The organism is Pseudorhodoplanes sp. (genome assembly GCF_059499825.1).
The window spans coordinates 376343-391223 of the sequence record NZ_JCABZI010000002.1; the positions used below are offsets into that span (position 1 = coordinate 376343).

Genomic DNA, 14881 nt, shown 5'->3' on the forward strand with positions numbered 1-14881 from the left:
TTGAGCGATCATCAAAAGACCACCCTCTTCTCCGACCTCAATCCGCCGCCCCGCCTGCTGATGGGTCCGGGCCCCGTCGGCGTCGATCCGCGCGTCCTGCGCGCCATGTCGATGCCGATGCTCGGGCAATTCGACCCGGCCTTCACGGCCTACATGAACGAGACGATGGAGCTGATCCGCCAGCTCTATCGGACGAAAAACAAATGGTCGCTGCTGATCGACGGCACCGCGCGCGCCGGCGTCGAGGCGATTCTCGTGTCGATCATCTCGCCGGGCGACAAGGTGCTGGTGCCGTCGTTCGGGCGATTCGGCTTTCTACTCGCGGAGATATCGAAGCGCTGCGGCGGCGAGGTCGCCACCATCGAGCGCGACTGGGGAACGGTGTTCACGCCGGACGAGATCGAAGCGGCGATCAAGCAGCACAAGCCGCGCGTGCTCGCGGTGGTGCACGGCGACACCTCGACCACGATGGCGCAGCCGCTCGATCAGATCGGCGCGATTTGCCGCAAGCACGATGTGCTGCTCTACACCGATGCCACCGCCTCGCTCGGCGGGATGAATGTCGCGATCGATGCCTGGCACGTCGATGCTGCGTCGTCCGGTCTGCAGAAATGCCTGTCGGGACCGCCCGGCTCCTCGCCGGTCACCGTCAATGAGCGCATCGTCGAGGTGGTGAAGCGCAGGCGGCATGTGGAGGGCGGCATTCGCCCGGCCAATTTCGTCGATGGCGATGGCCCGGTGATCCAGTCGAACTATTTCGATCTCGGCATGATCATGGATTACTGGAGCGAAATGCGGCTCAACCATCACACCGAGGCGACATCGATGCTCTATGCCGCGCGCGAGGCGATCCGCATCGTGCTCGCGGAAGGCCTCGACGAATGCTTTGCCCGGCACCGGCTTGCCAGCGACGCGATCACCGCAGGTCTCACCGAGATGGGGCTGAAACTGTTCGGCGATCAGGCCAACAAGATGCCGAACGTCACCGGCGTCTATATTCCCGACGGCGTCAATGGCGACGCGGTGCGCTCCATGATGCTGAACGATTTCGGCATCGAGATCGGAACGTCGTTCGGGCCGCTGCACGGCAAGATCTGGCGCATCGGCACCATGGGCTATGTCTGCCGCAAGGAGAGCGTGCTGATGTGTCTTGCCGCGCTCGAGGTTTGCCTGCGGCAGGCTGGCTTCCGTGCCGGATCCGGCACCGATGCGGCGCTCGCCGTCTATCGCGCCGCGGAGGCGCCGGAAAAAAGGGCGAAAGTGTCATAGCCAAAAAAAACGGTCCGGATCGCATTGCGATCAGGACCGTTGAGGGGACTTGACGAACGGGGCCGAACCAATTTGGACCGGCGCAAGGCTCGTCTAGGGGTTGCCTGTTACAGGACCGTGACCCCGATACCGCGGTTGTGGATAACCCCGACCTGCTGGCCAGAACAATTGGATTTACCGCCTCAGCTTTTCCAGCTCCGGAAATGGCTGCCAGTTCGCCTTCTCGCATTGCTCCTTGCGCGCGGGGACCAGCGTATCGAGCCGCCCGGCCAGAAACGCCACCATCAGGTCGCGGCTGCCTTCGTACTTTCCGGTCGAGTCCTTGGCGTTGAACCGCAGGCAGACCATGTAGCGCTGCGCAGGCGTACCCGGAATGTTGCGCAATTCCGGCTCGGCGATGAATGCGCCGCGGACGCCGGTCGGGTCGTTCAGATAGGTGCGCAGATAGGCGATGATTTCGGCCTTGTAGTTGACCGGCGGCGTGTTCGGCTCGGTCGTGATCACCGCCGGCTGCTCACGCGAACAGGCGCAGGCGAGCGCCGCCAGCGGCAGCGCCAGCAGCGCCGCTCTCAGCCCGCGGCCTTCGCGTCGTTGATCGTTCGCCATATCCGCTCCGGCGTTGCGGGCATATCGATATGCTCGATGCCATAGGGCGACAGCGCGTCGACGATGGCGTTGATCACCGCCGCCAATGCTCCGACCGTACCCGCCTCCCCCGCGCCCTTGACGCCGAGCGGATTCATCGGGGTCAGAACCTCGTTTGCCTTGCAGATGAATGGCGGGAAATGCGCGGCGCGCGGCATCGCATAGTCCATGAACGAGCCGGACAGAAGCTGGCCGCCCTCGTCATAGGCGATGTTCTCGAACAGGATCTGTCCGACCCCCTGCACCACACCGCCATGAACCTGGCCCTTGACCAGCATCGGATTGACGACACGTCCGACATCGTCGACCACGACATAATTCAGGACCTGGCAGATCCCGGTATCAGGATCGATCTCGACCTCGCAGACATGGCAGCCGTTCGGAAACGTCGCGGCCTTCGGCGCGGCGATGGTTTTCTCCGAGAAGCCGAACGCGCCGCCGAGTGACGGATCGCGCAGCGTATAGGACAGCTTCGCCACGTCCTTGATGCCGATGCGACGGTCGGTGCCTGCAATCGCGAATTGTCCGGCCTCGAACACGATGTCGCCGGCATCGGCCTCGAAATGTACGGCGGCGATGGCCTTGCCGCGTTCGATCAACCGGTCGGCGGAAATGCGCAGCGAGTTCGATCCGGTGATCACCGAACGGCTGCCGAAGGTGCCGGTGCCGAATTCGATCACGTCGGTGTCGCCATAGCGCACCCGCACGTCGTCGGTGTCGATGCCGAGGAAATCCGCAACGATCTGCGCAAAGGTGATCTCGTGCCCCTGCCCGTGCGAATGCGTGCCCATCGACACGGTCACGGCGCCGGTCTGGTCGAACTTGATCTCGGCGCTTTCCGGCATCGGCGCGGGCGCAGGCCCGGCTGAAATCTCGATCGCATTGGCGATGCCGATGCCGCGCAGCTTGCCGCGCGTCTTCGCCTCCTTGCGGCGATCGGCGAAGCCGGTCCATTCGGCAAGCTCGAGCGCGTCATCCATGTTGCGCTCGAATTCGCCGGAATCGTAGGTGAATACGAACTTCGTATTCCACGGCATCTGGTCGGGAGCGATCAGGTTCTTCCGACGCAGGTCCACCGGATCGAAGCCGCATTGCTTGGCGGCGAGGTCGATCACCCGCTCGATCGCATAGGTCGCTTCCGGCCGGCCGGCCCCACGATAGGGTGCGGTCGGCGGCGTGTTGGAAAAGACGCCGGTGACGCGGGAATGGATGTGCGGGGTGCGATACACGCCCGCAAGCCCGCCGAGATTGTTGGTCGGGACATGCAGACCCATCGGCGAGATGTAGGCGCCGATATTGGCGGTGGTTTCCACTTTCAGCGCGAGGAAATGACCCTTCTCGTCGAGGCCCAGCGTCGTGGTGGCATGCGCGTCGCGAGCGTGGAAGTCGGACAGGAAGCTTTCGCCACGATCGGCGGCCCACAGCACCGGCCGGCCGGTCAGTTTCGCGCCGACCAGCGTCAGGACATATTCCGGGAACGCAGCCTCCTTCAGTCCGAAGCCGCCGCCGACATCGGGTGACACCACGCGCACGCGATTGCCGGCGATCCGGAAAATATCGTTGGCGAGACTCTCCCGCACCGCATGCGGATTCTGCAATCCGCAATGCAGCGTATAGGCCTCTGCGACCGAATCGTACTGGCCCAGCGCAGTGCGCGGCTCCATCGTCACCGCGGTGATGCGGTTGATCGGATAGGTCACGCTGACCGTGTGCTTCGCGCCCGCAAGGGCCTGCTCGACCGCATCGCGGTTGCCGGCATCGAACACAAAGCAGACATTGCGCGGCGATTGCGGCCACAGCTCGGCCACGCCCTCATTCGCCGCAACGCGGGTTTCGGTGACGGCCGGCAGCGCGTCCCATTCGATTGCGATCGCTTCGGCTGCATCCCTCGCCTGGTCCAACGTCTCGGCGAACACCGCAGCGACCGGATCGCCGACATAAAGCGCCCGCTCGCGTGACAGGATGCGATACGGCGGCTCGAAATTCGGCGCGCCACCCGGGGCCTGGCGCTTGACCTTGGACTGGATCGAGCCGAGCGCGGCGATATCGGGATGCTCGCCGGTCAGGACCAGATGCACGCCGGGCATCCGTTCGGCATCGGCGGTGTCGATTTTCACAATGCGGGCGGCCGCGTGCGGCGAGCGCACCACGAACAGGCGCAACGCGTCGCGCGAGGCGAGATCGGCGGTGTAGCGGCCGAGGCCGCGGACGAGCCGCAGGTCTTCGGTGCGCGGCAGCGATTTTCCAATGAAGCGGTAGGTCATGCGGGATCGGGGAACCTTGTGGACTTTCACCCCCTCTTATCCGCTTCGCGCGATCAAGTCATCGCGCGATGTATCGCGGCGGCTCATGCATTCATGCCGCCGTCGGCCATAGACACGCTGCCCGTGCAGAAACTCGCAGCGTCCGAGGCCGGGATCAGGGCGGCCCGCCCGATCGCCCCGCTCATGCCGGCATTCATCCGCCGAGCCGCAGCAGGATTGAACGCATACGAAGCGACACCGCTCCCGGATGTCGCTCCGCTCCGTCCGGGCTAAGCTATTTCATCATTCCCAGCAGCACATCCCGCAAGGCCTCCGGGCAGGTGATGTGCGGATTGTGACTCGCGTCCATTTCGGCATAGGGCCAGCCCTCGGCCCTGGCGCGATCCGCGAATTGCCGAAACACGTCGCCCGGCGCGAGCCGTGTGCAATAGATGTAGCCTGCGACCGGAAGCGGCCGGCCGGACAATGAAAGTCTCTGCTCGAAACATTTCATCGGATGTGGAATCCGCCGTGACGCGGCCCAAGCCGCATAATCCGCCGGCGTATCCGGCGGCATCGGGTTGGACGGCACGCGCCACCCGTCGCCGGCCGCAGCGCCTGCCCGCATCTTCGCTTCGGTCTCGGCGCCGACGAGTTGGAACAGACTTTGCCCATCCTTCGGCGCAAACGCATCGAGATAGATAAGCTTCGCGACGCGGCCTTCCGCACGATCGGTCACACCAGTCGCAACCATGCCGCCATAGCTGTGCCCGATCAGCACCACATCGCGCAGATCCTCGCATTGCAGCACGCCGAGCACATCGGCGATATGCGTGTCGAGATCGATCGCGGACGATGCAAGGTGAGCGCGCTCGCCAAGTCCGGTATAGCTCGGGGTGAAAATGTCATGGCCCGCGGCGCGCAGCAGTGGCCGCATTTTCTGCCAGGCCCAGGCCGACGACCAGGCGCCATGCGTAACAACGATTGTGGCCACGTATCCCCCTCTTCACGTCTTGCTCATGCCGCTCAGCGGAATTTTGCAACGATTGTCATCAAGTCAAACGCAAAGGCAAAATAAGCACATCTGACATGTGTGGGACATGCCGGTTGCCACCTGCCGGTCGCCACGCTAACGAAAAAGAAAACGATAAGGAAACGCCCGCAATGCCCCCCCGAACGCGCCCGCCCTTCCGCGCCGATCATGTCGGCAGCCTGCTGCGTCCGCCATCGCTGCTGAAGGCGCGCGAGGAGCGCGCACGCGACGCGATCTCCACCGAGGAACTGCGCCGTATCGAGGACGAGGCCGTCCGCGAGGTTGTCCGGCGGCAGGAAGACATCGGACTGCAGGCGGTGACGGATGGCGAGTTCCGCCGCGTCGACTGGTTCATGGATTTCAAATACGCGATCGGCGGGATCGAGAAGCTCACGGAAAAGGTCAAGGTGCCATTCCGGTCGGCAACCGGCGGCACCGATTTCGAATTCGTGGCCTATCGGGTCGGCGAACGCATGTATCTCGACGATACGGTTTTCGCCGAGGATTTCGCGTTCCTCCGGTCGGTCGCCTCGAAAGCGATCCCGAAGCTGACGATCCCCTCGCCGTCGATGATGCATTATCCCGCCGGCCGCGGCGTCGACCGCAACGTCTATCCCGAATGGGAGATGTTCTACGACGATCTCGCCAAGATCTACCGGCAGCAGATCGAAGGCCTGGCCGCGCTCGGCTGCACCTATCTGCAGCTCGACGACACCTCGCTGTCTTTCCTGAACGATCCGGCGCGCCGCGCCATGCTGGGCGACGGCGCCGAGACCCAGCATCTGCGCTACATCAAGCTGTTCAACGACTGCGTCGCCGACCGGCCGTCGGACATGACCATCTGCACCCATACCTGCCGCGGCAATTACAAGTCGGCCTGGATGGCGGAAGGCAGCTACGAGCATGTCGCGGAGGCATTGTTCAGCGACCTCGACGTCGAGGGTTTCTTCCTCGAATATGACGACGAGCGCTCCGGCGGATTCGAACCGCTGCGCTTCCTGCCCAAGGGCAAGATGGCGGTGCTTGGCCTCGTCACCACCAAGTCGGGCAAGCTCGAGACCAAGGACGCTTTGAAGCGGCGCATCGATGAGGCCGCGAAATACGCGCCGCTCGAACAGCTCTGCCTGTCGCCGCAATGCGGATTCGCCTCCACCGCGGAAGGCAATATTCTCACCATCGACGAGCAATTCGCCAAGTTCGCCCTGATTGTCGAGACCGCCCGCGACGTCTGGGGGACGGCATGAGCGAGCGCTTTGACGGTGTCGTCGTTGCCGGCGCCGGCCCGGTCGGACTGGTCGCCGCACTGAAGATCGCGCGCGCCGGAATTCCGGTGCTGGTGCTGGACTGCGAGCCTGACATCATCCAGTGGCCCCGCGCGGTGGTCTATCACGCGCCGACAGTGGAGATGCTGGACCGGCTCGGGCTGCTCGACGAACTGAAGGCCGCGGGCATCCTGAAGCAGGATTACCAGTTCCGGACCGTCGACGGCGGCATTCTGGCGGCGCCGAACATGTCGGTGCTGACGCCGGAAGACACCGCCTATCCGTTCAACCTGCACATGCCGCAGCATGAACTCGCAAGCGCGATCCTGCGCAATTTCCTGACCATTCCCGGCGCCACCGTGCGCTGGAATTCACGTGTTATGGACGTGAAGCAGGACGCCGACGGCGTGACACTGGCAATCGACACCGGCGGCGAGACACGGGAGCTGCGCTGCGACTGGCTGATCGGCGCCGATGGCGGCAGCAGCACGGTGCGCCGCGCGAGCGGCCTCTCGTTCGAGGGCTACACCCATCCGGAGCGGCTAGTCTCCACCAACGTGGTCTACGATTTCGAGGCGCGCGGCTATGCGCGTGCGAATTTCATCATCGATCCTGTGCATTGGGCGGTGATCGTCAAGGTCGACCGGCATGGCCTGTGGCGCGTGACCTATGGCGAAGATGCCAGCCTTCCCGAGGACGGCGTCAAGTCGCGAATCGCCGATCACTACCGTGCCCTGCTGCCTGACGACGGCACCTATCGGCTGGAAGCGTTCGCGCCGTTCCGGGTTCATGAGCGCAGTGCGGCAAGTTTTCGAGTCGGCCGGGTGCTGCTGGCGGGCGACGCCGCCCATGTCTGCAATCCCTTTGGCGGCCTGGGTCTGACCTCCGGTCTGCTGGACGCCGACTTGTTAGGCGACGCGTTGCCCGCGGTCATCAAACGGGCAGCGCCGGATGACCTGCTTGATCGCTACGCGGAGGAGCGCCAGCGGGTCTTCCGGGAAGTGACCGGGCCCACCGCCGCGGAAAACAAGCGGCGGCTCAAGGAAACCGATCCGGAGAAGAAGCGCGCCGACAATGAGCGCTTCAATAAATTGCGCGACGACCCGCAATTCCAGCGCGAAGCCCTGACCTTCACCTACAAGCTGGTGGGCCGGCCGATCGGCGTTCCGCAGCAATTCGCGCAGTGACGTCAGCGCGCAGCACGAGCGCCGACACGTCGATCGAACGACGGCACCGGGCCCGGCACATGGCGCAGGCGACGCCGGCCCAAAGCCCGGCCTCACGCCCGAATTGGGCGGGCGGTTAACGGCAAGACTTTGTGCAGGAAGGCGATTGAATTGTTGGACCTCAAACTATAGCCTGCGTCTCAAGACCGAAAACGAAATCGGCTTACACAGGGAGGATTCGATGGTTTCACATCGCTCGATGTTGTTGTCCGCCGCTGCGCTGGCCGGCGGCCTGATCGCGGCGCAGCCCGCACCCGCTCAAGAACTCATCTACGGCAGCTGGACGCCTGCCCGCGAATACCAGAACGCCAAGGTCATGCCTGGCATGTTCAAGGCGATCGAGGAAAAGACCGGCGGAAAGGTGAAATGGAAGCTGATCCCTGGCGGCCAGCTGGTCGACGGCAAGACCACCTTCACCGGCGTGAAGGACGGCCTCGTCCAGGCCGGTCTTGCGATCCCGCAATATGTGCCGAACACCGTGCCGGCCATGTTCATGCTCTACTCGACCATCGTGCTCGGCCACAATGACGTCGTCGCATCGACCGGCGCAGCGCTCGAGACGGTTTATTTCAACTGTCCGGAATGCCTCGATGAGGTCAAGAAGCTGAACGCGGTCTCGCTCGGCGGCTGGACCTCGTCGGCTTATCTCCTGGCCTGCACGACGCCGGTGAAGTCGCTCGCCGACCTGAAGGGCAAGCGCGTTCGCGCCGCCGGCGGCAATGCCGACATGCTCAAGATGGCGGGGGCCGTCCCGGTCGGCGCGACGCTGGTCGAGGCCGTGAGCCTGCTGCAGCGCGGCGGTCTCGATTGCCAGCACGGCATTGCCGACTGGCTGCGTACCTTCGGTTATGCCGACTTCGCCAAATACGTCGTCGACATGCCGCTCGGCCTCAGCGGACCCGCGCTCGGCTTCTTCATGAACCGCGATGCGTGGAACAAGCTCACGCCGGAACAGAAGAAGGTCCATCTCGAAGAAGCGGTGAAGCTCAGCGCCGAGATGGCGATCGGCAACTTCATTGTGGCAAACGAGGAAGGCCTGCAGGCGGTCATCAAGGACAAGGGCGTGCAGATGATCAAGCCCGATGCCGATTTCGAGACGATCGCCACCGAGTATCAGAAGGTGCAGAAGGCCCGGAACGTCGAGACCGGCAAGAGCTTCGGCCTGAAGGATCCCGGCGCGATCATCGATGCGTATGAAAAGAACCTGGAAAAGTGGCGCAAGCTCTCGCCGGCGATCGGCCGCGACGTCAACAAGTTCGTCGACGCGCTGAACACCGAGATCTTCTCGAAGGTCGACGTCAACAAGCTCTGACAATCATTGCCGGGCCGTGACGTCACTCGCGTCGCGGCCCACCTTCCTTTCGCTTCCAGCACCCGTTGCCGGCATGGACCGCCTTCTGAAATGGCTTGAATGGCCGATCCAGTTCTTCCTCTGGATCGCTCTCATTGCCGGCTTCCTGATGATGCTGCACGTCTCGGCCGACGTGACCGGCCGTTATTTCTTCGGCAAGCCGGTCGAGGGCACGACCGAAATCGTGTCCGCCTACTACATGGTGATCGTCGCCTATCTGCCATGGGCCTATCTGGCGAAGAACGACACTCACATCTCGGTCGACATCTTCACGCGTCTGATGCCACTCGGCTTCGCGCACTGGCTCGATATCGCGGTGAAAGTCGTAGTGCTGTTGTATCTCAGCATCTTCATCTACCAGACCGGCTCGCAGGCCATAAACCAGACCCGCATCCATGAAGTCTGGCAGGCTGGCACATCCTTCATTCCGGTCTGGCCGAGCCGCTGGCTGCCGCCGGTCGCATCCGGGCTCATGGCGCTGTACCTGATCGTCAAGACCATCGACGACATCATCAAGGGTCCGCGGCCGCCCGCGCCTCATCCGGTGGAGGAAGGCGCGTGACCACACTCCAGGTCGCCGGCAGCAGCATCGTCATGATGCTGATCCTGATCGGGCTACGGGTCCCGATCGGCGTCGCCATGGGCGGCGTGGCCTTTCTGGGCTTGTGGTATCTGCGCAATTTCAATGTCGCGCTCAGCGTGCTGCGCGACACGCCGTTCGTGTTCGCGGCGAACTGGGATCTGTCCGCGATCCCGATGTTCCTGTTGATGGGCGCGATCGCATCCAATTCGGGCATCGGCGCGGCGCTGTTCCGCGCCGCCTATGCCTGGTTCGGCGGATTGCCCGGGGGGCTCGCGGTCGCGACCAACTGGGCCTGCGCGGGATTCGGCGCCGCGTCCGGCTCGAGCATCGCCGCCGCCGCGGTGATGGCGCGTCTCGCCGTGCCGGAAATGCTCAAGAACAAATATGACAAGGCGCTCGCGACCGGCGTCTGCGCCTCCGGCGGCACGCTTGATGCACTGATCCCGCCTTCCATCTTGTTCGTGGTCTATGGCGTATTCGCGGAAGTCTCGATCGCGAAACTGCTGCTCGCCGGCATTCTGCCCGGCCTGCTGACCGCCGGCGTCTACATGATCATGATTGTCGTGCGCTGCTGGCTCAATCCGAAGCTCGGCCCTCCGGTCGAATTCGCAAGCAACGACGAGAAATGGAAAGAGCGCTGGGCGTCGCTTCGCGAAATCTGGCCGATCCTCGTTCTCATCGTCGCGGTGATGGGCGGGCTCTATTGGGGGGTGGTGTCGCCGACCGAATCCGGCGCGGCCGGCGCGCTGATCGCCATCGTGATCGGCGTCGCGCAGCGCAAGCTGTCGTGGCACGGCTTCGTCGACAGCTTCAAGGATGCGATCGGCACCACTTCGCAACTGTTCTTTATCGGCATCGGCGCGGTGATCTACACCAAGTTCCTGGCGCTGTCCGGCAGCGGCGTGCTGTTTACCGAACTGGTTGGAAGCTGGGCGGTCGATCCGTTGCTGCTGGTGATTGCGGTATCGGCGATCTATCTTGTGCTCGGGATGTTCCTCGATCCGCTGGGCATGATCCTGCTGACCATCCCGGTTTTCGTGCCGATGTTTGCGGCCCTCGAACTCGATCTGGTCTGGTTCGGCGTCCTGGTGGTGAAATATATCGGCATCGGGCTGCTGACGCCGCCGGTCGGCTTTAACATTTATGTGGTGTCCGGCGCGCTCAACAACCAGATCCCGCTCACCACCATCTTCCGCGGCTGCTACTGGTTCCTGGCCTGCGAAGCGGTGATCATGACGCTGCTGATCGCCTTCCCGCAGATCTCGCTCTGGCTGCCGAGCCACATGAACTGACCAGGCGCTTTGTCGGGAGGGAACCCGGCGCGGGGTGCGGCGTTGCCTGTCGCCCGCACCGGACCCCTGAATGACAACACCACAGATCCTCGCCTTCGCCATCCTCGCCGGCATGATGGCGTTGTTCGTCTGGGGACGGCTGCGCTATGACATGGTCGCCGTCATGTCGCTGCTGGCCGGCGTCGCCGCCGGCATCGTGCCGACCGACAAGGCATTTTCCGGTTTTGCCGACGACATCGTCATCATCGTCGCCAGTGCCCTGATCGTCAGCGCTGCTGTGGCGCGCTCGGGCGTGATCGAGACACTGCTGCGTCCGCTGGCGCCCTACCTGACCACGCCCGCAATTCAGGTCTTCATGCTGACCGCGGTCGTCGCAGCGCTTTCCGGCTTCGTCAAGAATATCGGCGCACTCGCGATGATGATGCCGGTCGCCTTCCAGCTCGCGCGCAAGACCGGCACACCCGCTTCCGCCATGCTGATGCCGATGGCTTTCGGATCGCTGCTCGGCGGCATCGTCACGCTGGTCGGTACCTCGCCGAACATCATCGTGTCTCGCGTCCGCGAGGAAGTGCTCGGCACGCCCTTCAGCATGTTCGACTTCGCGCCGGTCGGTGCCCTGCTCGCGATCGGCGGCGTGGCGTTCCTCGCTTTCGGCTGGCGGCTGCTGCCCGAGCGCAAGGGCGCGGCCTCGATGGACGCGGCTTTCAATCTCGAAGGCTACACCACCGAAGTGTCGGTGCCGGAGGAGTCCGAATTTGCCGGCAAGACCGTCAAGGACCTCGAGGCGCTCGCCGACAACGAGGTCGAGGTGCTGGCGATCCTCCGCCGCCGGCAACGCAATTCTTCGCCATCGGGCGCGATGAAATTGCGGGCGGGCGACGTCATCATCCTGCAAGGCGAACCGGCGGCGCTCGAACGTGCGGTCGGCGCCGCCAAGCTGACCCTGGTGCGCGATGAGGTGACAAAGGAGACCGACACGCCGTCCGACGATATCGGTGTGATGGAGGCGATCGTGACGCCGGAATCGCTGCTGGTCGGCAACACCCCGGCACGGATGCGCCTCTACGATACCTATCAGGTCAACCTGCTCGCGGTCAGTCGCGCCGGAAAGCGGATCGCGCATCAATTGCGGTCGGTCCGGCTGAAGGAAGGCGACGTGGTGCTTTTGCAGGGCGATCTGAACACGATGCCGGAAGCCCTGGGCGCGTTGCGCGTGCTGCCATTGGCCGAGCGCGGACTGGCGCTGGGCCGCGGCCGCCGCGGCTTCATTCCGGTGATCGTGCTGGCCGTCGCAATGCTTCTGGTGGCGCTGCATCTGGTGCCGGTCGCCATCGCGTTCTTTGCCTCGGCCGCAATCATCATTCTGCTCAAGGCCATTTCGCTGCGCGAAGCCTATGACGCGGTCGAGTGGCCAATCCTGGTCATGCTGGGAGCGCTGATCCCGCTTTCGGACTCGCTGCGCACCACCGGCGGAACCGATGTTATCGCGGGCTGGCTGTCGGCCGCGGCCGGCGCGCTGCCGCCGCTCGGGATGCTGGCGCTGATCATGGTCGCGGCAATGGCTGTCACGCCGTTTCTCAACAATGCGGCGACCGTGCTGGTGATGGGGCCGATCGCGGCTGCATTTGCGGCAAATCTCGGCCTGTCACCCGATCCGTTCCTGATGGCGGTCGCCATCGGTGCCGCCTGCGACTTCCTCACCCCGATCGGGCATCAATCCAACACGCTGGTGATGGGCGCCGGCGGTTATCGCTTCACCGATTACTGGAAGCTCGGGCTGCCGCTCTCGGTCTATGTCGTACTCGCAGGCGTGCCGCTAATCGCGCTGTTCTGGCCGCTAGCGGCACGCTGACCGGCCGACACGCGGCCATGTGGAATCTGCAGCCGGCATTCCAGGCCCTCGGCGGGAAACGCGGCATCAACCTTGCCGCCGAGACTTTTCACGCAGCCGGCGACCAGACGCGAGCCGAAGCCGCGCTGCTCGGGGGGCGACGTACGCGGACCGCCCCGCTCGACCCAGTCGATGGTGAGATGCGTATCGTCGGTGCTCCAGGATATCTCGATACGCCCCTCCGGACGCGAGAGCGCACCGTGCTTGATCGCATTGGTGACGAGTTCGTGGAATACCAGTGACAGGTTGCGCGCCGCATCCGCCGGCAGCTTGATATCCGCGCCTCTGAGATTGGCGCGAAACTCTCCGAACGGTTCGAATTTCGCCCGGATCAGGGTGTGCAGATCGGGCTGCAGATCGGCGGCGTGGCTGATGATGTCGTTCGTCGACGATACCGCCCGGATGCGGCCGGTAATGACCTTGGCCGTATCCGGATCGTGAGCAAGCGTCTGCAGCACGATCGACTCTACCACCGAGAAGGTATTCTTGCCGCGATGCTCGAGCTCGCGCAGCATCAGGTTCTTCTGTTTTTCCTGAAGCCGGTAGTGGTCGACCAGTTGCCGGTAGGCCTCCGCCAACACGACGATGATCGCGCAGGCAAGCGTGAACAGACCGGCATTCAATACCTCAAGGCGCGTGAGAGAGCCCGGCGGCCCGAACAGCCACCCGACGGCCAGGATCGACACCAGAACCGTTGCAATCGCGGCGGGCGCCCCCGCAAACAATGCGACCGCCAGCACCGCCGGGAAATAGGCCGCGTAGGGCACCAGGTCGGGATTGACGTAACCCAGCCCGTAGCGGAGTGCGGTCGCTGCCGCGACGCAAGCACCTGCAAACACGAAGGCGCCGATCGACATGGGTGCAAACGCACGGTCGGTCATTCGGCGCAGCCAGTCGCCCAGCATCCACGACTCCCCCTGCGGAACCTTAACAGCCGCAGCAGCCGCGCTGCATTATCAAAAAGGCAGAAGGTCGCGGCACCGACATGTCAAAAGACGCAAATATCCACCTCGGAGCGACCTGATCGCGCCGCGCAACTAACCCGGCGCGAGCTTCATCTGCTCAAGCGCCGCGCGGCCGAGCTGGCCGTAGGGATTGGCCATCGTTTCGATGAACTCGAAATGGTTGTAGCCATCGCCTTTGATCAGCTCGGCGCTCTTGCCGGCCTTCTTTACCGCCTCGACGAAATCGCGGCTCTGGCGCTGGAATTCCGGCGTCTCCAGCGCACCATAGCCCACGATAACCGGCGCATTCAGCTTGTCGAGATGGCGCTGCGACGACAGCGCCTGCTCCGACGCATCGGTGAACTTCACGTAGCTGGAGCGGGCCGACAGCCGCACCGGTTTCAGGTCGTACATGCCCGAGACCAGCAGACCGCCCTTGATGATGTCCTTCGGCAGGCCGAAGTCGTTCTCCCAGTCGGTCACCATCACCACGCCACCGAGATGGCCGCCCGACGAATGCCCGGAGAGATAGATGCGGTTCGGGTCGCCGCCGAAGCTCGCCGCATTCTTGTAGATCCATGCAACAGCGCGGCGGCATTGGTCCGCCATCGGCATGATGTCGCCGTCGGTCTCGGTGACATTGCTGAAATCGACAGAGATGTAGTGGGCACCGGCATTGACGAACATTTCGGCGGGGAACGCGTAATACTGCGCAAGCTCCGCGCGCCAGGCGCCGCCATGCAGGAACACATTGATCGGCGCATTCGGCGCCTTGGTCGCGAACAGATCGAAAGCCTCGATCGGGGTCGCGCCGTAGCTCAGCCGCTTCGGCGCGCCAAGCCGCTTGCGCGTCAGGTCGCTGTTGGTGCGGTAGCGCCCGACGACCTGAAGCCTGTTGGGGGCGTATTTGGCCTGGTCGTAGGCGTCGTCCAGCGCTTTCTGATCGAGATCCAGCCAGACCGGCGGGCCTTTTGGCGCGGCCGCCGGCGGCGAAGCCGTCTGGGCCTGGGCTTGCTCGGTCGGGACTTGCGATGCGGCGACGAGACCTGCGGCGGTTCCGGTCATGAAGTTACGGCGGCTCAGTGAGTGGGTAGGTTCGGTTCGGCGCAACATGATGACCTCGCTGTGGCATGTCCAGCGAC

General features: G+C 64.0%; 12 protein-coding genes. 7 read left to right on the plus strand and 5 right to left on the minus strand.

The features are described 5' to 3' along the window. The gene (locus AC5I5I_RS05225; RefSeq protein ID WP_495970582.1) at positions 1–1269 is read left to right on the plus strand and encodes a pyridoxal-phosphate-dependent aminotransferase family protein; all 1269 of its coding nucleotides are present in this window, start codon (positions 1–3) and stop codon (positions 1267–1269) included. A 174-nt stretch (positions 1270–1443) separates the two neighbouring features. On the opposite strand, the gene AC5I5I_RS05230 is transcribed toward AC5I5I_RS05225, so the two are convergent. From AC5I5I_RS05230 to AC5I5I_RS05240, 3 genes are all read right to left on the minus strand, one after another. Further along, positions 1444–1875 (minus strand): hypothetical protein, encoded by a 432-nt coding sequence (locus AC5I5I_RS05230; RefSeq protein ID WP_495970584.1) that lies wholly within the window; start codon positions 1873–1875, stop codon positions 1444–1446. Next, entirely contained in the window at positions 1839–4178 is a 2340-nt protein-coding gene (locus AC5I5I_RS05235; protein ID WP_495970586.1) for a xanthine dehydrogenase family protein molybdopterin-binding subunit, read from the minus strand. The genes AC5I5I_RS05230 and AC5I5I_RS05235 overlap by 37 nt, the downstream gene beginning before the upstream one ends. A 274-nt stretch (positions 4179–4452) precedes the next feature. Then, the gene (locus tag AC5I5I_RS05240) at positions 4453–5151 is read right to left on the minus strand and encodes an alpha/beta fold hydrolase (protein WP_495970588.1); all 699 of its coding nucleotides are present in this window, start codon (positions 5149–5151) and stop codon (positions 4453–4455) included. 170 nt (positions 5152–5321) lie between these two features. Here AC5I5I_RS05240 and AC5I5I_RS05245 point away from each other — a divergent pair, with 170 nt between their 5' ends. The 6 genes from AC5I5I_RS05245 (at position 5322) to AC5I5I_RS05270 (ending at position 12756) form a co-directional block, all read left to right on the plus strand. Next, positions 5322–6434, plus strand: coding sequence for a 5-methyltetrahydropteroyltriglutamate--homocysteine S-methyltransferase (locus AC5I5I_RS05245; protein WP_495970590.1), 1113 nt, complete (start codon positions 5322–5324; stop codon positions 6432–6434). Continuing rightward, positions 6431–7639, plus strand: a complete 1209-nt coding sequence (locus tag AC5I5I_RS05250; RefSeq protein ID WP_495970592.1) for an FAD-dependent oxidoreductase — start codon at positions 6431–6433, stop codon at positions 7637–7639. Before AC5I5I_RS05245 ends, AC5I5I_RS05250 begins: the two co-directional genes overlap by 4 nt. Before the next feature lie 220 nt (positions 7640–7859). Continuing rightward, entirely contained in the window at positions 7860–8990 is a 1131-nt protein-coding gene (locus AC5I5I_RS05255) for a C4-dicarboxylate TRAP transporter substrate-binding protein (RefSeq protein ID WP_495970594.1), read from the plus strand. A 73-nt stretch (positions 8991–9063) separates the two neighbouring features. Beyond that, positions 9064–9591: a TRAP transporter small permease gene (locus AC5I5I_RS05260; RefSeq protein WP_495970596.1), complete on the plus strand. Its 528-nt coding sequence runs from the start codon at positions 9064–9066 to the stop codon at positions 9589–9591. Then, positions 9588–10904 carry a TRAP transporter large permease gene (locus AC5I5I_RS05265; RefSeq protein ID WP_495970598.1) on the plus strand — a complete coding sequence of 439 codons (1317 nt, stop codon included), beginning with the start codon at positions 9588–9590 and terminating at the stop codon, positions 10902–10904. Before AC5I5I_RS05260 ends, AC5I5I_RS05265 begins: the two co-directional genes overlap by 4 nt. Before the next feature lie 70 nt (positions 10905–10974). Next, positions 10975–12756: an SLC13 family permease gene (locus AC5I5I_RS05270; RefSeq protein ID WP_495970600.1), complete on the plus strand. Its 1782-nt coding sequence runs from the start codon at positions 10975–10977 to the stop codon at positions 12754–12756. Here the strand turns inward: AC5I5I_RS05270 and AC5I5I_RS05275 are convergent. Both AC5I5I_RS05275 and AC5I5I_RS05280 read right to left on the minus strand, forming a co-directional pair. After that, a complete protein-coding gene (locus tag AC5I5I_RS05275) occupies positions 12696–13700 on the minus strand; it encodes a sensor histidine kinase (RefSeq protein WP_495970602.1) in 1005 nt (334 codons plus the stop codon). The two genes, AC5I5I_RS05270 and AC5I5I_RS05275, sit on opposite strands and share 61 nt — an antisense overlap. Positions 13701–13832: 132 nt before the next feature. Next, on the minus strand, positions 13833–14804 hold the full coding sequence (locus AC5I5I_RS05280; RefSeq protein ID WP_495970604.1) for an alpha/beta hydrolase: 972 nt from the start codon (positions 14802–14804) through the stop codon (positions 13833–13835). Positions 14805–14881: the final 77 nt, after the last annotated feature.